Origin of the sequence: Pantoea sp. PNA 03-3 (genome assembly GCF_003201175.1) — a bacterium.
Classification (GTDB): Bacteria; Pseudomonadota; Gammaproteobacteria; order Enterobacterales; family Enterobacteriaceae; genus Pantoea; species Pantoea stewartii.
In genome coordinates this window covers 440065-456087 of the sequence record NZ_QICO01000002.1, presented here as the reverse complement: position 1 = coordinate 456087, position 16023 = coordinate 440065, and the positions used below count along the sequence as shown (strand labels likewise).

Genomic DNA, 16023 nt, shown 5'->3' with positions numbered 1-16023 from the left:
CCGGGCAGCCTGACTCACAGGAGAATCCGGTGCGCTGGTTACCGTTAGTGATCTTTTTCGTACTGGCCTGGATTGAGATCTCACTTTTCATTCAGGTTGCACACGTCCTGGGCGTGCTGCTCACCATGCTGCTGGTGGTTTTCACCTCCTGCATTGGCGTGTCTTTAGTCAAAAATCAGGGCATGAAAAACTTTATGCTGATGCAGGAGAAGCTGGCACGTAATGAAAGCCCGGCACAGGAGATGATCAAAAGCGTTTCGCTGATCATTGCCGGTTTCCTGCTGCTGCTGCCTGGTTTCTTTACCGATATGCTGGGGCTGCTTCTGCTGCTGCCACCGGTGCAAAAGCACCTCACGCTGAAGCTGATGCCGCATTTGCGCGTCTGGCGCGGGCCGGGAGCGGGCCCGGACAGTGGCTATACCATGGATGGCGAGTACGAACGTAAAGATACCGATCGTCTTGAACACCATGACGATCCTAAGGATCGTTAATTCCCACCCTGCGCGACGTCGGGTCGCGCTTTTTGTTTGTTCGCCCGCCCGTTTGCCACCTTTGTTCAAAAAGTCATCAGTCGCATCATCAGGCAAAAAAAATTTGTAGGTTCCCCCCTTGAAAGAGGGAAAGCGCGGCCCTATCTCTCTGGTCACGAGGCCGGAAGCCACACAGCCCGGTATTCAACCCAAAAATGAATGATTGGACTTCTCAAAGGAGAGCTATCAAATGAAAATTCGTCCATTACACGATCGCGTAATCGTGAAGCGTAAAGAAGTGGAAGCTAAGTCAGCGGGTGGCATCGTGCTGACCGGTTCTGCTGCAGGCAAATCCACGCGCGGTGAAGTGCTGGCTGTGGGTAAAGGCCGTATTCTTGAAAGTGGCGAAGTGAAGCCGCTGGATGTGAAAGTGGGTGACGTTGTGATTTTCAGCGAAGGCTACGGTGCCAAAACGGAGAAAATCGACAATGAAGAAGTCCTGATCATCTCTGAAAGCGACATTCTGGCGATTGTTGAAGCGTAAGTTTTACGCGTAATTCACTGAACGAAACGAATTTAAGGGAAATTTGAAATGGCAGCTAAAGACGTAAAATTCGGTAATGACGCACGCGTAAAAATGTTGCGTGGCGTAAACGTACTGGCAGATGCAGTAAAAGTTACCCTGGGTCCTAAAGGCCGTAACGTAGTTCTGGATAAATCTTTTGGTGCACCGACCATCACGAAAGATGGCGTTTCTGTGGCGCGTGAAATCGAGCTGGAAGATAAGTTCGAAAACATGGGTGCGCAGATGGTGAAAGAAGTTGCCTCTAAAGCCAACGATGCGGCGGGCGACGGTACCACCACGGCAACCGTACTGGCGCAGTCCATCATCACCGAAGGCCTGAAGGCCGTTGCGGCGGGCATGAACCCGATGGATCTGAAGCGCGGTATCGACCAGGCGGTTGTTGCTGCAGTTGAAGAACTGAAAAAACTGTCTGTGCCTTGCTCAGACTCTAAAGCGATTGCGCAGGTGGGTACCATCTCTGCAAACTCTGATGAAACCGTCGGTACCCTGATCGCGCAGGCGATGGAAAAAGTGGGTAAAGAAGGTGTTATCACCGTTGAAGAAGGCACCGGTCTGCAAGACGAGCTGGACGTGGTTGAAGGTATGCAGTTCGACCGCGGTTACCTGTCTCCGTACTTCATCAACAAGCCAGAAACAGGCGCAGTAGAACTGGAATCCCCGTTCATCCTGCTGGCTGACAAGAAAATTTCTAACATTCGCGAAATGCTGCCAGTGCTGGAAGCCGTTGCGAAAGCAGGCAAACCGCTGCTGATCATCGCGGAAGACGTAGAAGGCGAAGCGCTGGCTACCCTGGTGGTGAACACCATGCGTGGTATCGTGAAAGTGGCTGCGGTTAAAGCACCTGGCTTCGGCGATCGTCGTAAAGCGATGCTGCAGGATATCGCTATCCTGACTGGCGGTACCGTTATCTCTGAAGAGATCGGTATGGAGCTGGAAAAAGCTGCGCTGGAAGATCTGGGTCAGGCGAAGCGTGTGGTTATCAATAAAGACACCACCACTATCATCGATGGCGTGGGTGAAGAAAGCACCATCCAGGGCCGCGTTACCCAGATTCGTCAGCAGATCGAAGAAGCGACCTCTGACTACGACAAAGAAAAACTGCAGGAGCGTGTGGCTAAACTGGCAGGCGGCGTAGCCGTACTGAAAGTAGGCGCAGCGACTGAAGTTGAAATGAAAGAGAAGAAAGCGCGCGTTGAAGATGCCCTGCACGCAACCCGTGCTGCGGTTGAGGAAGGCGTGGTTGCAGGTGGTGGTGTGGCGCTGGTTCGTGTGGCAGCACAGCTGTCAGAACTGCGTGGCCAGAACGAAGACCAGAACGTGGGTATCAAAGTTGCGCTGCGCGCAATGGAAGCTCCGCTGCGTCAAATCGTTTCTAACGCCGGTGAAGAGCCTTCTGTTGTTGCCAACAACGTGAAAGCGGGTGACGGTAACTACGGTTACAACGCGCAGACTGAAGAATACGGCAACATGATCGACTTCGGTATTCTGGACCCAACCAAAGTGACCCGTTCTGCACTGCAGTACGCGGCGTCGGTTGCTGGCCTGATGATCACCACCGAATGTATGGTCACTGACCTGCCGAAAAGCGATGCGCCAGATTTAGGTGCAGGCGCTGGCGGTATGGGTGGCATGGGCGGAATGGGCGGCATGATGTAATTGCCCCCTGACCCTTGCGTCACAGGAACCCCCGATCGGAAACGGTCGGGGGTTTTTCTTTTGCTGAGGAAAAGGTATAAGTAGTGGCGCAACGGTTACGTTGGCACGGATTAGGGCAATGAATGTGCAGAAAAAATGCGTGTTTTTCTGCTACGCTGCCATCCGACTCTGATGATAATAAATGGGGATTATAATGCGGATTAACCTCTTGCTCGGTCTGACGGCTGGCGCGTTATTGCTTGCGGGCTGCAGCAGCTCAACCGAACTCTCTTCTGCAGGTCAGCGCGTCACCTTTACCGATCAGCAGCCTGGCAAACAGTGTCAGCTTCTGGGCACCCTGACCGGCTCACAAAGTAACTGGTTAAGCGGAGCCGGTGGTGAAACCAGCGCACTGCGTGGTGCGGCTAACGATCTGCGTAACCGTGCAGCAGAAATGGACGGTAACGTGATTTACGGTGCGACCAGCCCGACACAAAACCTGCTTTCAGCGTTTGCACCACTCGACAGTAAAATGACCGGCCAGGTTTATAAGTGCCCTAACTGATCGGGCAATGAACTGGCAAGATTTCTGAGACGACCGGCCCGCGTGCCGGTCGTTTTTTTATGCGTGGATGAAATGTAAGAGGCTGTATTGGTTTGAAGTGCAACCGTTCCGCGAGGCTTTGCTTCAGTGCCGGAACAGGGCTTGTCAGGGCCGGATTATTCCTGCCTAAGTTGCAGATCCAGGGGAGTTTTACTGGGCTCCCCCCCGATTTCGCGCGCCAGCTTCGGTACCAGATAACCGGAGACCAAAGGCAGCAGATCGCGCATCAGGGCACGCGCGTCCTGATCCGAAACATAAAAATGCGCCGCGCCCTGCACTTTATCCAGTACGTGCAGGTAGTAGGGCAGAATGCCCGCATCAAACAGTGCGTTGCTCAATGCCGCAAGGCATTGCGCCCGATCGTTCACGCCGCGCAGCAACACGCTCTGATTGAGTAACGTTACGCCAGCGCGCTTAAGGCGCGTCATGGCGTCGCAGAGGGCGTCATCGATCTCGTTGGCATGATTGATGTGGGTGACCATCAGAACCTGCAGGCGCGTTTCCGCCAGCGTCTGACAGAGCGCCTGCGTAATGCGCGCAGGGATCACCACCGGCAGTCGGCTGTGAATGCGTAACCGTTTCAGATGGGGAATGGCAGCCAGCGCCTCAATCAGCCAGGCGAGTTCATGATCTTTCGCCATTAACGGATCGCCGCCAGAAAAGATGATCTCATCCAGTTCAGGGTGATCGGCAATATAATCAAGCGCTGCCTGCCAGTTACGCTTATTGCCCTGATTATCCTGATAAGGAAAATGACGGCGGAAGCAGTAACGGCAATTCACGGCGCAGCCACCTTTGACCAGCAGCAGGGCCCGGTTTTGGTATTTGTGCAGTAATCCCGGCACCACGCTGTTTTGCTCATCTAACGGATCGGTGCTATAACCTGGCGCTTCAATGAATTCCTGGCGGCTGGTCAATACCTGAAGCAAAAGGGGATCCTGCGCATCGCCTTTTTTCATCCGCTGGATAAATGCGCGCGGCACGCGCAGGGCAAAAAGCCGACGTGCATCGCTGCCAGCAGCCAGATCCGGAAGATGATCGAGCGCTAAAAGTTGCAGTAATTCATGAGGATCAGTGACAACATCAGCAAGTTGCTGCAACCAATCTTCTCTGGAAGGGGAATTTAGGGTTACAATGTGTGCCATTTTTTTGGCTATTACCAGTTAATATCTACAGAGGGCCTTTATGGCGACTTATCTTAGCAACGATTTCCGTACCGGTCTTAAAATCATGTTCGAAGGCGAGCCTTATGCCATCGAATCAAGCGAGTTTGTTAAGCCGGGTAAAGGTCAGGCGTTTGCACGTGTAAAAATGCGTCGTCTGCTGACCGGTTCACGCGTTGAGAAAACCTTCAAATCAACCGATTCTGCCGAAGGCGCAGACGTGAAGGATATGACGCTGCAGTACTCTTACAACGACGGCGATTTCTACTACTTCATGCACCCGGAAAGCTTTGAGCAGTACCAGGTTGAAGCTAAAGTGCTGGATGAAGTACAGAAGTGGTTGCAGGACAATGCGGAGTGTATCGTAACCTTGTGGAACGATAAACCGATTGCAGTTCAGCCACCGAACTTTATCGAAGCGGAAGTGATTGAAACTGACCCAGGCCTGAAAGGCGATACCGCGGGTACAGGCGGCAAGCCTGCCACGCTGTCTACCGGCGCCGTCATTAAAGTGCCTTTATTCGTTCAGATTGGCGAGGTGGTGAAAGTGGACACCCGCTCTGGCGAATACGTTTCACGCGTAAAATAATCCTGAGAGGCGCATCCTGTGATGCGCCTTTTTTATGTGAGTTTCAACAATGAAAAAACTGGCAAAACTTATCGCGATGGCGTTGCTGGTCTCTTCTGGACTGAGCGCCTGTAATACCTTTCACGGTTTTGGCGAGGATGTCTCTCACCTGGGTGGGGCTATTTCTCGCGCCGCGAAGTAACACGGCAGAATTTCCTTTTTTCAGCGGGTTAGGCTCGCAGCGTGGCGTAATCGGTCTATGCTTTAAAAGCTGTACTTTTAATGCAACGTAAAAAAGGAACTGGCTTATGTTAAAGAAAAGTATTGTTGCGATTTTTTCTGTGGTGATGTTATCAGCATTGTTGTCAGGCTGTAATACCACGCGTGGCGTTGGCGAAGACGTTGAAGCAGGCGGTCAGGCGATTCAACGTAGCGCGCAGTAAGCTCCAAAAACCGGTACGAACGTCTTTCGTACCGGCTTTATTTTCTCTTCTATCCCTGTTTTACCCAAATCAACTCGTCCACCGGGAAACCGGCCTGACGTGCCTGCTGTACCAGCTTTTGCTTCACGTCGTTGTCCAGCTGCGGCGTGCGGGACAGAATCCATAAATAGTGGCGGTTAGGTCCGCAGACCAGCGCATAGCGGTAGTCGGGATCCAGCGCAATAACGTTATAGCCACCATAAAAGGGGCCAAAGAAAGAAACTTTGAGCGCGGCGCGTTGTTTGTCGCCGGTAAAGTAAGCTTTGCCCACGCTCTCCTGCCAGCGCTGCTTTTTCGGGTTATAGCCGCGGTTAACCACCTTGAGGCCGCCGTCTTCCCGAGGACTGTAGTTTGCCGTCACCTGTTCAAGACCGCGTTCAAAGCCGTGATTCAGCCGGGCAATCTCATACCATTGACCGAGATAACGCTCACTGTCGAAGTGTTCAACGACGGTAACATTCTTCGGCGGTGTGGTTGAGCAGGCAACGGACAAGAAGGTACTCAGGCTGGCGACCAGTGTTTTCCATGGAGACATAAAAAGATTCCTTTGTTATTTAACCTGTTAATTATAGAACCCGGCCAGTTTATTGGACAGTTTTGCGCCATGATTGTCTGGCACCGCCATTGCGAGTAGACTTCCCACCCTTATTTGTATCAGGAGTCATCACCATGAGTGAAACGGCAAGCTGGCAACCGGGCGCGTCCATTGCCAATTTAATTAAACGCGCAGGCATTGTGGCTGAAGTGCGTCGTTTCTTTGCCGATCGTGGCGTACTGGAAGTGGATACGCCAGCCATGAGTCAGGCGACCGTCACCGATATCCATCTGGTGCCTTTCCAGACGCGGTTTGTCGGCCCCGGCATGTCCGACGGATGCGACCTCTGGCTGATGACCAGCCCGGAATACCATATGAAACGCCTGCTGGCAGCCGGTAGCGGGCCGATTTATCAGATGGGACGTTGTTTCCGCAATGAAGAGGCCGGACGGCACCACAATCCTGAATTCACCATGCTGGAGTGGTATCGCCCCCATTATGATATGTACCGGCTGATGAACGAAGTGGACGATTTGCTTCAGCAGGTGCTGGAGTGCGACAGCGCGGAATCCCTCTCATATCAGCAGGCGTTTATTCGTCATCTTGATCTGGACCCGCTTTCTGCAGATAAAACGCAATTGCGGGAGGCCGCAGAAAAGCTGGGCGAGGGCGAGCTGGCGAATCGGGAAGAGGATCGCGATACCTTGCTGATGCTGCTGTTTATGTTGGGCGTGGAACCCAAAATTGGTCAGGATAAGCCCTGTTTTGTCTATCACTTTCCGGCCAGCCAGGCGGCACTGGCGGAGATCAGCACAGAAGACCATCGCGTTGCCGAACGCTTTGAGGTTTATTACAAGGGCATTGAACTGGCGAACGGCTTCCGTGAACTGACGGACAGCCGTGAACAGCGTCAGCGTTTTGAACAGGATAATCGCCGCCGTGCAGCACGCGGGCTGCCGCAGCACCCGATTGATCATTACCTGCTGGCGGCGCTGGAACATGGCATGCCAGCCTGTTCAGGCGTAGCGCTGGGCATAGATCGGTTGATTATGCTGGCACTGAAGGCCGACTCGCTGAGTGAGGTTATCGCCTTTCCGGTAGACCGCTGCTAGTCAAGGCTTCGCGCCAGCTTACGCTGAGAAGCCTACTGACCTGAGCCAGAAACAGACAAGGCCGCGCATTGCGCGGCCTTGTCTGTTTTTTCCGCGGGCGTTCCCGTCAAAATGTTTTGCCTACTGACTGTTGTCCGGAAACTCCTGAATCGTCACCGGCAGGGTCAGCTTCTTATCATTACGCAGCACCTGGACATCAATCACTGAGCCGGGACGGATTTCGGCAACCTGGTCCATGGTTTCCTGTGCCGATATAGCCGGTTTTCCGTTCACACTCAGCAACACATCGTTAGGCTCAATACCGGCTTTATCCGCCGGACCGCCGGGCGTAACGACGCTGACGATAATCCCCTGAACTCTGTCCAGACTGTTTCCCTGACCGTGCAGCGGGGGCACTTCGCGCCCTGTGATACCGATGTAGCCACGTATAACCCGGCCATCGCGAATCAGCTTATCCATGATTTTCGACGCGAGTGCGGTGGGAATGGCAAAACCGATTCCCTCGGGCGTTTCACCGTCGCTGCTTTTGTCGAAGGTCAGGGTGTTAATTCCCATCAGCTCGCCCAGCGAATTGATTAACGCGCCACCGGAGTTGCCCTGGTTAATGGAGGCATCGGTCTGCAGGAAATTCTGGCGGCCTGACGAGCTCAGCCCGACCCGACCCGTTGCGCTGATAATGCCCTGCGTGACCGTTTGCCCAAGGTTATAGGGGTTACCAATAGCCATCACGACATCGCCAATGTGTGCGACACGTTTGGGATTAATGGGGATCACCGGCAGATTCGGCGCGGTGATTTTCAGCACCGCTAAATCGGTCATCGCATCCGACCCAACCAGCGTCGCCTCGAAGAAGCGGCCATCCTGCAGAGCGACGATGATTTGATCGGCATTATTAATGACGTGCTTGTTGGTCAGAATATAGCCTTTGGCATTCATGATCACGCCGGAACCCAGCGTGGTGATACCACGGTTATTGTTCCCTTGCGTACTGCGGTTATAAACGTTGACCACGGCAGGCACAGCGCGGCGCACCCCTTGATTGAAGCCAAAGGGCGTTTCATCGTTACTGTCATTTTGACTATAGAGGGCAGCACCGCCCAAACGCAGTGCGGGCAACGCTGCGAGCAAGATGCCCGCAACAATCAGTCCCAACACCACTGAACGCAAAAGTTTAAGAAACATGGTGTTAAATCACGTCAGGGGAGAACGTTGGGGAGAATACCATGCGCGGGGCGGACACACACGTGCTTGTGTCCGCCATTATGCGTGGTTTATCTCAATAACAGATAGATGCTTTCCTGACCGCGCACGACATTCAGCGCCAGCACAGGTGGTTTGGCTTCCAGCACTTTGCGCATTTCGGCAATATTCTGGACGCGCGTGCGGTTAACGCCAATGATGACATCATCTTTTTGCAGGCCCACTTGTTCAGCCGGCGTGCCTTTTTCGATGCCGTCAATCTTCACACCTTTATCACCGGTTTTCGTCTGACCATCGCTCAGCGTGGCCCCCTGAAGAGCCGGTGACAGCAGTTGTGCGCTGGCGGTTGTCTGAGCACTCTGCTCAAGAGTGACCTCAACGCTGACGGGTTTGCCTTCACGCAGCAGGCCCAGCTTCACTTTCTCGCCGGGTGCCGTGGTGCCGATTTTTACGCGCAACTCAGCAAAACTGGTGATGGGTTTATCATTCACAGAAACAATGATATCTCCCGACTTAATACCGGCTTTCTGTGCCGCCGACTGCGGCAGAACTTCAGACACGAAAGCACCGCGCTGGGCATCGACGTTAAACGCCTTGGCCATATCCGCAGTCATTTCCGTGCCTTTAATACCAAGCTGACCGCGTTTCACTTCGCCATACTTAATCAACTGATCGGCCAGGTTGATTGCCATATCGCTTGGAATCGCAAAGCCAATGCCGATATTACCGCCGCTGGAGGCGAGGATGGCGGTGTTAATACCAATCAGTTCGCCGTTTAAATTCACCAGCGCACCGCCGGAGTTACCGCGGTTGATGGCGGCATCCGTCTGGATAAAGTTCTCCAGCCCCTCAAGATTCAGTCCGCTGCGGCCCAGTGCCGAAATAATCCCGGAGGTAGCCGTCTGGCCCAGCCCAAAGGGATTACCAATAGCGACGGCAAAATCGCCCACCTTAAGTTGGTCGGAATCCGCGACTTTAATCTGCGTCAGGTTCTTAGCGCCCTGGATCTGAATCAGGGCAATATCCGTTTGTTCATCGTGACCGATGAGTTTGGCGTCATATTCACTGCCGTCGCCCAACTGGACATTGATTTTATCGGCGCCGTTGACCACGTGGTTGTTCGTTAACACGTAGCCCTTCGCGGCGTCGATAATGACGCCGGAACCCAGGCCTTCAAACGGTTGTGGCTGAGACTGACCGCCGCCAGGCAGTTGGCCAAAGAAACGCTTTAAGGGTTCAGGAATATCCTGGGCCTGTGAATCCGACTGCGTGCCTTCAACATGCACACTGACCACGGCAGGTAACACTTTTTCCAGCATCGGTGCCAGGCTGGGCAGTGGCTGCCCCTGAATCTGTGCAGGTAGCGTCGCCATTGCGACGGGCGCAGCGGCAAGACTCATTCCAATACTCAAGGCTAACGCGCTTAACAGTCGTGCTTGTTTTTTCATTGCTACAACGCTCTCGCTGCAAAAAGTGGGGGGAATAAATCAGTGAGACAGCCGTTTGCGGCCGGGGTTCGCAAAAACAGCGGGCACAGCGTGGCTGTGCCCGATGCGCTTAGTCGCGCACGGCGCGTTCACCGCGCAGTAAACCGGAAGCGCCTTCTGAGTAATCGCGTGGCATCTGAACCGGTGCCTGATCGTTATCGGCTTCCGCTTCGGTTAGTTGCCAGGCAAAGGGATTTTTGTCGCCAGGCATGTTTGGCAGCAGGTCATTAGATCCTTTCGCCATATGCTGGTAAAGCTGACGGTAATCGCGTGCCATGTTGTCAAGCAGCTCGGCGCTTTGCGCAAAGTGGTTGGTCAGCTCTTCACGATAATCAGCCAGTTCGGCTTTCGTTTTATCCAGCTCATACTGCATGCTGCGCTGCTCGCGCAGTTTCCTGTTGCCAAAACGCATGGCTACTGCGCCGACAATGATACCTACCACTAAACCAATTAGCCCGTATTCCCAGGTCATAATGACTCCCGTGTTATTTCCGTTGTTCCGTAGGGCGTTGCACCACTTAATAATAGTCACTATACCCGTTAATCTTATGGATGTGGAACTCTGGAGCGCCATGCCTTAGTGTAGAGCGGCCTTTTTTTCGACAAACGATGTGTGAATAAGACAACATTCAGGGACACTGAGCGAACCATGCAAACCTCATCTCCGCTTGCCCGCTATGAGCAGGCGCTATCGCAGGGCGATTTTAAGCCCGACGATGTACAACGTGAAGCGATCACCCGCTTAGATGCTATCCAGCAAGGGCTCATCGCCCGCCAGCAGACGACTGAACCTGCCTCGCAGGGGTTGTTTGGTCGTCTGTCGAAGCTGATGGGTAAAGAGAAATCCCAGGTCAAAACGCCGGTACGTGGCTTGTATATGTGGGGCGGCGTGGGGCGCGGGAAAACCTGGGTCATGGATCTGTTTTTTCAGTCTATTCCTGGCAACCGCAAGCTGCGCTTACACTTTCACCGCTTTATGCTGCGCGTGCACGAAGAGCTGACCGAACTGCAGGGGCACAGCGATCCGCTGCTGATCATCGCCGATCGCTTCAAAGCCGAAACCGATATTCTGTGTTTTGACGAATTCTTTGTGTCCGATATTACGGATGCCATGTTGCTGGGCACGTTAATGGAAGCGTTGTTCGAACGGGGCATCAGCCTGGTCGCCACCTCGAATATTCCGCCCGATAACCTCTATAAAAACGGTTTACAGCGCGCGCGTTTCCTGCCGGCCATTGAGCAGATCAAGCAACATTGTGACGTCATGAACGTTGATGCGGGCATTGATTACCGTCTGCGCACGCTGACGTCGGCGCATCTGTGGAAGTTTCCTTTAGGGCCAGAAACCTACGCCGATATGGACCGCATGTTCCAGGCGCTGTCAGGGGAAAAACGCGACAGCGCACCGGTGCTGGAGATCAACCATCGCAAAATGCCCACGCTGGGTGTCAGTGAAGGCGTGGTGGCAATCGACTTCAAAACCCTGTGTGGGGAAGGGCGCAGCCAGCACGATTACATCGAACTGTCGCGCCGCTTTCACAGCGTGCTGCTGTTTGATGTGCCGGTCATGATTTATAAAACGGAAGATCAGGCGCGGCGTTTTCTGGCGCTGGTGGATGAGTTTTACGAGCGCCATGTCAAACTGGTCGTCGCCGCGGAAACCTCGTTGTTCGAAATTTATCAGGGCACGCGCCTGAAATTTGAATACCAGCGCTGCCTGTCGCGTTTGCAGGAAATGCAGAGCGAAGAGTATCTGCGGCTGGCGCATTTACCCTGAGATTCCGGGTAATAAATGAAAATAGAGTTCGATTTTTGTAATCGACTTCTCTATAATCTTGCGACCCCACGTTACGGCACTGGATTTTTTTCCCAAATCCTCTGCGCGCCGGTAACGCTATCCGAAGGGGTGGCTTGCTGGTCAAAATGGTCGTGTGAGCCTCATTCGTTTACTTAAGCGTTTGGGATTTCACCAACGTGTAACTTAATTTGGGTAAGCTTTTCGATGAAAACTTTTACAGCTAAACCAGAAACCGTCCAACGTGACTGGTATGTTGTTGACGCAACTGGCAAAACCTTGGGTCGCCTGGCGACTGAACTGGCACGCCGTCTGCGTGGTAAGCATAAAGCGGAATACACTCCGCACGTTGATACAGGTGATTACATCATCGTTCTGAACGCTGAGAAAGTTGCTGTCACCGGCAACAAGCGTTCTGACAAGATTTACTATCACCACACTGGTCACATCGGTGGTATCAAACAGGCGACCTTTGAAGAGATGATTGCTCGCCGTCCTGAGCGCGTGATTGAGATCGCGGTTAAAGGCATGCTGCCGAAGGGCCCGCTGGGTCGTGCTATGTACCGTAAACTGAAAGTTTACGCAGGTAACGAGCACAACCATGCGGCACAGCAACCGCAAGTTCTTGACATTTAATCGGGATTAAAGGCAATGGCTGAAACTCAAAACTACGGCACTGGTCGCCGCAAAAGCTCATCCGCACGCGTCTTCATCAAGCCGGGTAGCGGTAACATCGTCATCAACCAACGCTCTCTGGAGCAGTATTTCGGTCGTGAGACTGCACGCATGGTCGTGCGTCAGCCTCTGGAACTGGTTGATATGGTTGGCAAACTGGACCTGTACATCACCGTTAAAGGTGGTGGTATCTCTGGTCAGGCAGGCGCGATCCGTCACGGTATCACCCGCGCTCTGATGGAGTATGATGAGTCACTGCGTGGCGAACTGCGTAAAGCAGGCTTCGTTACTCGCGATGCTCGTCAGGTTGAACGTAAGAAAGTCGGCCTGCGTAAAGCACGTCGTCGTCCTCAGTTCTCCAAACGTTAATTGTTGCTGCTTCGGCAGTCACAGTTGGCACAAAAAACCCGCTTCGGCGGGTTTTTTGCTTTTCATGCCAGGCGGCGCAGTCACAGAAAACAACAATGCTGTTCGCATTTTACCCGCAAAAATGCATTCCCCCGCCCACAAGCTGCCTAAAATCTGGTAAACTCCCTGTCACTTTGCGCCCGCAAGCTGGCGCGTTATGCGCCTGGCATCAGTCGGGAGTGGTTAGCGCGGATTGCGAGCGAGTTCTATGAGCAGGTGAGTCGCCGTGTGGTTGGCCATTCGCAGTAACTTTTTGTGAACAAACTGGGAGGTTTTCATGGCTGTCGCTGCCAACAAACGTTCGGTAATGACGCTGTTTTCTGGTCCTACTGACATTTTTAGCCATCAGGTGCGTATTGTGCTGGCCGAGAAAGGTGTCAGCGTAGAGATCGAGCAGGTCGAAATGGATAACCTGCCGCAGGATCTGATTGACCTCAATCCGTACCGTACTGTGCCGACGCTGGTTGATCGCGAACTGACACTGTATGAATCACGCATCATCATGGAATACCTTGATGAGCGTTTCCCACACCCGCCTTTGATGCCGGTTTATCCGGTTGCGCGTGGCGAAAGCCGTTTGATGATGCACCGTATCGAGCAAGACTGGTACAGCCTGATGAGAAAGGTCGAGAACAGCAGCGGTCAGGAAGCCGAAGCGGCGCGTAAGCAGCTGCGTGAAGAGTTACTGGCGATTGCCCCCCTGTTTGGACGTTCACCTTTCTTTATGAGCGACGAGTTCAGCCTGGTTGACTGCTACCTGGCACCGCTGCTGTGGCGCTTACCGTCAATGGGCATCGATCTGCTGGGATCGGGCTCAAAAGAGCTGAAAGGCTATATGAACCGCGTATTTGAACGTGACTCCTTCCTTGCTTCACTGACTGAAGCTGAACGTGAAATGCGCCTGCAAGCCCGGGGCTGATTTATGGAAATGTCGCAACTTACGGCCCGTCGCCCCTATTTGCTGCGGGCTTTTTATGACTGGCTCCTGGATAACCAGCTGACGCCGCATCTGGTGGTCGATATCAACCTGCCGGGCGTTCAGGTTCCGCTGGAATATGCACGGGACGGTCAGATCGTCCTCAACATTGCGCCGCGCGCTGTAGGCAATCTTGAGCTGGGTAACGAGGAAGTCTCGTTTAATGCCCGCTTTGGCGGCGTGCCGCGCCAGGTGAACGTGCCGATGGCGGCTATTCTGGCCATCTATGCGCGTGAAAACGGTGCGGGGACCATGTTTGAGCCTGAACCGGCTTATGAAGGGGCATCCCAGGCGTTCCCGGAAAATCAGGAAGAGACGGTCATGTCAGTGATTGATGGCGATCGCCCTGACGATGCCAGCGATGACGACAACTCACCTGATGACGATCCGCCACCGCGCGGCGGTCGTCCCGCACTGCGTGTGGTGAAATAACTCAGAATGCCTGTCAGCCGACAGGCATTTTTTTTGATCGTCAGAATGATGAGCGAAAAAAATCCGGGCGCACAGCGTACCCGGATTTTTGCTTTCTGCGGCTGAGATTAGTACACGTCGCGCAGGTAGCGTTTTTCTTTCTTCAACTGATCGATGTAGTCCGCCGCGCGCTCGCTGGACAGACCACCAAACTGGCGTACGATTTCATACAGCGCATTATCCACGTCTTTCGCCATGCGTGAGGCATCACCACAGACGTAGAAATACCCACCTTCCTGCAACCAGGCGTACAGTTCTGCGCCCTGTTCCAGCATACGGTTTTGCACGTAGATTTTTTTGTCTTGGTCGCGTGAGAACGCCAGATCGAGACGCGTCAGCAAACCGCTCTCATGCCAGGCCGTCAGTTCTTCACGGTAAATGAAGTCATGCTCCTGATGCTGATCGCCAAAGAACAGCCAGTTTTTGCCTTGCGCACCGGTCACCTGACGTTCCTGCAGGAACGCACGGAAAGGGGCGATGCCGGTACCCGGGCCGACCATGATCATGGGCGCATTGCCGTTGGCCGGGACCCGGAAAGATTTATTCGGCGAGATAAAGATCGCCGGCTTTTCGCCACGTCGCACGCGCTCGGCCAGGTAGGTTGAACAGACTCCGCTACGGTTGCGGCCGCCACTGTGATAGCGCACAGCCGCAATCGTCAGGTGAACCTGGTTAGGATGCGCTTTGGAACTGGACGAAATGGAGTAGGCACGGTGCTGCAGCGGACGCAGCAGGGCGACGAACTCAGGCACGCTCAGGCTGCGGGTCAGCTCAAGTTGCAGCAGGTCCAGCGTATCTTTGCCCCACAGCCAGACACCCAGGGCATCTTTATCATCGTGCTGAAGTACGTGACGCAGTTCCTGGTTCGTGGTGTTCTGTCCAACCCACTCAATCAGCTTGCGTGAAGGCTCAGAAATTTCAAACTGGTAGGTCAGCAGATCGCCAAGACTTCTGTCGAAGCCGGGGACGGGCGTCTGATAATCGGCGTTCAGCTGTGTCAGCAGCAGGCTGACCAGCGACGGTTCGTTCACCGGGATCACACCCAGCGCATCGCCCGCTTCGTACTTCAGACCGCTGTCAGTCAGATCAAATTCGAAATGGCGAATGTCTTTCGCAGACTGCTCACTCGACAGGCGCTTGTTGGTGATGAGGGCTGCGGCATAGGGATTGGATTTGTTGCTGCCGGGGATGACCGGAGCTTCCGGTGCGCTCTCCAGAACCGTGCCGCTGCTGCCTGCGCTGCTGGCGAACTGTGGCATCGTGCTGTTCAGCCACGCATGCGAAGGCTCTTCATAATCAATATCGCAGTCAATACGATCAACAACACGTTTGGCACCCAGCTGTTCCAGGCGCATATCCAGGAATTTACCGGCCTGGCAGAAACCGTCATAGCCGGTGTCGCCGATAGCCAGAACGGCAAAGTGCATCTGCTCCAGACGCGGTGCGGTACTGGCGGAGATGGCGTCCCAGAATAACTGGGCATTGTCCGGCATTTCACCTTCACCGTAGGTCGAGGTGACGATCAGCACGTGGCGCATTGTGGCAAACACGTCGAGATCCACATCGCCCAGCGCCTGAACGACAGGCACCAGGCCTTTAGCACGGGCCGATTTGGCCGCAGACTGGGCCAGAGCTTCAGCGTTACCGGTCTGCGAACCATAAAGAATGTGCAGTTGGGTCGTTGCAGCGGCGGCGTTGCCCGCGGCAGGTTGCTGTTTGTCTTCTAACACCAGCAAACGGGAGTGCAGGCCAGCCAGAAAGCCCGCCAGCCAGTATTTCTGATCACCATTGAAAGGTGCATCTTCAGGAATGTATGGAATTTTCATGGATACCTTTACTCAATCCCGCTCTTAACC

Annotated in this window: 19 protein-coding genes; 13 read left to right on the top strand and 6 right to left on the bottom strand. The window is 53.9% G+C overall.

What is annotated here, in order from left to right; translation table 11 throughout:
• The first annotated feature begins 29 nt into the window (after nucleotides 1-29).
• From C7433_RS08490 to C7433_RS08475, 4 genes are all read left to right on the top strand, one after another.
• Nucleotides 30-491: an FxsA family protein gene (locus C7433_RS08490; RefSeq protein ID WP_006121708.1), complete on the top strand. Its 462-nt coding sequence runs from the start codon at nucleotides 30-32 to the stop codon at nucleotides 489-491.
• 229 nt (nucleotides 492-720) lie between these two features.
• Nucleotides 721-1014, top strand: coding sequence for a co-chaperone GroES (locus C7433_RS08485; RefSeq protein WP_006121709.1), 294 nt, complete (start codon nucleotides 721-723; stop codon nucleotides 1012-1014).
• A gap of 48 nt (nucleotides 1015-1062) precedes the next feature.
• Nucleotides 1063-2712: a chaperonin GroEL gene (gene groL, locus C7433_RS08480; protein WP_006121710.1), complete on the top strand. Its 1650-nt coding sequence runs from the start codon at nucleotides 1063-1065 to the stop codon at nucleotides 2710-2712.
• A gap of 193 nt (nucleotides 2713-2905) precedes the next feature.
• Nucleotides 2906-3256: a DUF4156 domain-containing protein gene (locus C7433_RS08475; RefSeq protein WP_110267951.1), complete on the top strand. Its 351-nt coding sequence runs from the start codon at nucleotides 2906-2908 to the stop codon at nucleotides 3254-3256.
• Nucleotides 3257-3411: 155 nt separating this feature from the next.
• Here C7433_RS08475 and epmB read toward each other — a convergent pair whose 3' ends face one another.
• Nucleotides 3412-4440, bottom strand: coding sequence for an EF-P beta-lysylation protein EpmB (gene epmB / locus C7433_RS08470; protein ID WP_033739151.1), 1029 nt, complete (start codon nucleotides 4438-4440; stop codon nucleotides 3412-3414).
• 40 nt (nucleotides 4441-4480) lie between these two features.
• Between epmB and efp the strand changes: the two genes are divergently transcribed.
• The 3 genes from efp (at nucleotide 4481) to C7433_RS08455 (ending at nucleotide 5469) form a co-directional block, all read left to right on the top strand.
• Nucleotides 4481-5047: an elongation factor P gene (gene efp, locus C7433_RS08465; protein ID WP_006121713.1), complete on the top strand. Its 567-nt coding sequence runs from the start codon at nucleotides 4481-4483 to the stop codon at nucleotides 5045-5047.
• Nucleotides 5048-5096: 49 nt separating this feature from the next.
• On the top strand, nucleotides 5097-5228 hold the full coding sequence (locus C7433_RS08460) for an entericidin A/B family lipoprotein (RefSeq protein WP_110267950.1): 132 nt from the start codon (nucleotides 5097-5099) through the stop codon (nucleotides 5226-5228).
• 106 nt (nucleotides 5229-5334) lie between these two features.
• A complete protein-coding gene (locus C7433_RS08455) occupies nucleotides 5335-5469 on the top strand; it encodes an entericidin A/B family lipoprotein (RefSeq protein WP_006121715.1) in 135 nt (44 codons plus the stop codon).
• 49 nt (nucleotides 5470-5518) lie between these two features.
• On the opposite strand, the gene C7433_RS08450 is transcribed toward C7433_RS08455, so the two are convergent.
• Nucleotides 5519-6043 carry a lipocalin family protein gene (locus C7433_RS08450; protein ID WP_054634606.1) on the bottom strand — a complete coding sequence of 175 codons (525 nt, stop codon included), beginning with the start codon at nucleotides 6041-6043 and terminating at the stop codon, nucleotides 5519-5521.
• Nucleotides 6044-6177: 134 nt separating this feature from the next.
• Between C7433_RS08450 and epmA the strand changes: the two genes are divergently transcribed.
• Nucleotides 6178-7155, top strand: coding sequence for an elongation factor P--(R)-beta-lysine ligase (gene epmA / locus C7433_RS08445; RefSeq protein ID WP_033739156.1), 978 nt, complete (start codon nucleotides 6178-6180; stop codon nucleotides 7153-7155).
• A 120-nt stretch (nucleotides 7156-7275) separates the two neighbouring features.
• On the opposite strand, the gene degS is transcribed toward epmA, so the two are convergent.
• The 3 genes from degS to zapG form a co-directional block, all read right to left on the bottom strand.
• On the bottom strand, nucleotides 7276-8337 hold the full coding sequence (gene degS / locus C7433_RS08440; protein WP_033739158.1) for an outer membrane-stress sensor serine endopeptidase DegS: 1062 nt from the start codon (nucleotides 8335-8337) through the stop codon (nucleotides 7276-7278).
• An 89-nt stretch (nucleotides 8338-8426) separates the two neighbouring features.
• Nucleotides 8427-9803 (bottom strand): serine endoprotease DegQ, encoded by a 1377-nt coding sequence (degQ, locus tag C7433_RS08435; protein ID WP_006121719.1) that lies wholly within the window; start codon nucleotides 9801-9803, stop codon nucleotides 8427-8429.
• Nucleotides 9804-9912: 109 nt separating this feature from the next.
• Nucleotides 9913-10314 carry a Z-ring associated protein ZapG gene (gene zapG / locus C7433_RS08430; protein ID WP_006121720.1) on the bottom strand — a complete coding sequence of 134 codons (402 nt, stop codon included), beginning with the start codon at nucleotides 10312-10314 and terminating at the stop codon, nucleotides 9913-9915.
• Between the two features lie 177 nt (nucleotides 10315-10491).
• Here zapG and zapE point away from each other — a divergent pair, with 177 nt between their 5' ends.
• The 5 genes from zapE to sspB all read left to right on the top strand — a co-directional run bounded on the left by zapE (nucleotide 10492) and on the right by sspB (nucleotide 14128).
• Nucleotides 10492-11619 (top strand): cell division protein ZapE, encoded by a 1128-nt coding sequence (gene zapE / locus C7433_RS08425; RefSeq protein ID WP_033739160.1) that lies wholly within the window; start codon nucleotides 10492-10494, stop codon nucleotides 11617-11619.
• Between the two features lie 225 nt (nucleotides 11620-11844).
• Entirely contained in the window at nucleotides 11845-12273 is a 429-nt protein-coding gene (rplM, locus tag C7433_RS08420) for a 50S ribosomal protein L13 (protein WP_006121722.1), read from the top strand.
• Nucleotides 12274-12288: 15 nt separating this feature from the next.
• Nucleotides 12289-12681, top strand: coding sequence for a 30S ribosomal protein S9 (rpsI, locus tag C7433_RS08415; RefSeq protein WP_006121723.1), 393 nt, complete (start codon nucleotides 12289-12291; stop codon nucleotides 12679-12681).
• A gap of 316 nt (nucleotides 12682-12997) precedes the next feature.
• Nucleotides 12998-13639 (top strand): stringent starvation protein SspA, encoded by a 642-nt coding sequence (sspA, locus tag C7433_RS08410; RefSeq protein WP_033739161.1) that lies wholly within the window; start codon nucleotides 12998-13000, stop codon nucleotides 13637-13639.
• Nucleotides 13640-13642: 3 nt separating this feature from the next.
• Nucleotides 13643-14128 carry a ClpXP protease specificity-enhancing factor gene (sspB, locus tag C7433_RS08405; protein ID WP_006121725.1) on the top strand — a complete coding sequence of 162 codons (486 nt, stop codon included), beginning with the start codon at nucleotides 13643-13645 and terminating at the stop codon, nucleotides 14126-14128.
• 107 nt (nucleotides 14129-14235) lie between these two features.
• Here the strand turns inward: sspB and C7433_RS08400 are convergent, their stop codons facing one another.
• Nucleotides 14236-15993 carry a sulfite reductase subunit alpha gene (locus tag C7433_RS08400; protein WP_110267949.1) on the bottom strand — a complete coding sequence of 586 codons (1758 nt, stop codon included), beginning with the start codon at nucleotides 15991-15993 and terminating at the stop codon, nucleotides 14236-14238.
• Between the last annotated feature and the right edge of the window lie 30 nt (nucleotides 15994-16023).

Excerpts from the sequence above, each read along its gene's own strand:
- degS (WP_033739158.1), bottom strand. The coding sequence starts at position 8,337 with ATGTTTCTTAAACTTTTGCGTTCAGTGGTGTTGGGACTGATTGTTGCG.
- C7433_RS08455 (WP_006121715.1), top strand. The coding sequence starts at position 5,335 with ATGTTAAAGAAAAGTATTGTTGCGATTTTTTCTGTGGTGATGTTATCA.
- C7433_RS08475 (WP_110267951.1), top strand. The coding sequence starts at position 2,906 with ATGCGGATTAACCTCTTGCTCGGTCTGACGGCTGGCGCGTTATTGCTT.
- epmB (WP_033739151.1), bottom strand. The coding sequence starts at position 4,440 with ATGGCACACATTGTAACCCTAAATTCCCCTTCCAGAGAAGATTGGTTG.
- C7433_RS08400 (WP_110267949.1), bottom strand. The coding sequence starts at position 15,993 with ATGAAAATTCCATACATTCCTGAAGATGCACCTTTCAATGGTGATCAG.
- zapG (WP_006121720.1), bottom strand. The coding sequence starts at position 10,314 with ATGACCTGGGAATACGGGCTAATTGGTTTAGTGGTAGGTATCATTGTC.
- zapE (WP_033739160.1), top strand. The coding sequence starts at position 10,492 with ATGCAAACCTCATCTCCGCTTGCCCGCTATGAGCAGGCGCTATCGCAG.
- epmA (WP_033739156.1), top strand. The coding sequence starts at position 6,178 with ATGAGTGAAACGGCAAGCTGGCAACCGGGCGCGTCCATTGCCAATTTA.
- C7433_RS08450 (WP_054634606.1), bottom strand. The coding sequence starts at position 6,043 with ATGTCTCCATGGAAAACACTGGTCGCCAGCCTGAGTACCTTCTTGTCC.
- rpsI (WP_006121723.1), top strand. The coding sequence starts at position 12,289 with ATGGCTGAAACTCAAAACTACGGCACTGGTCGCCGCAAAAGCTCATCC.
- rplM (WP_006121722.1), top strand. The coding sequence starts at position 11,845 with ATGAAAACTTTTACAGCTAAACCAGAAACCGTCCAACGTGACTGGTAT.
- groL (WP_006121710.1), top strand. The coding sequence starts at position 1,063 with ATGGCAGCTAAAGACGTAAAATTCGGTAATGACGCACGCGTAAAAATG.
- efp (WP_006121713.1), top strand. The coding sequence starts at position 4,481 with ATGGCGACTTATCTTAGCAACGATTTCCGTACCGGTCTTAAAATCATG.
- degQ (WP_006121719.1), bottom strand. The coding sequence starts at position 9,803 with ATGAAAAAACAAGCACGACTGTTAAGCGCGTTAGCCTTGAGTATTGGA.
- C7433_RS08460 (WP_110267950.1), top strand. The coding sequence starts at position 5,097 with ATGAAAAAACTGGCAAAACTTATCGCGATGGCGTTGCTGGTCTCTTCT.
- C7433_RS08485 (WP_006121709.1), top strand. The coding sequence starts at position 721 with ATGAAAATTCGTCCATTACACGATCGCGTAATCGTGAAGCGTAAAGAA.
- sspB (WP_006121725.1), top strand. The coding sequence starts at position 13,643 with ATGGAAATGTCGCAACTTACGGCCCGTCGCCCCTATTTGCTGCGGGCT.
- sspA (WP_033739161.1), top strand. The coding sequence starts at position 12,998 with ATGGCTGTCGCTGCCAACAAACGTTCGGTAATGACGCTGTTTTCTGGT.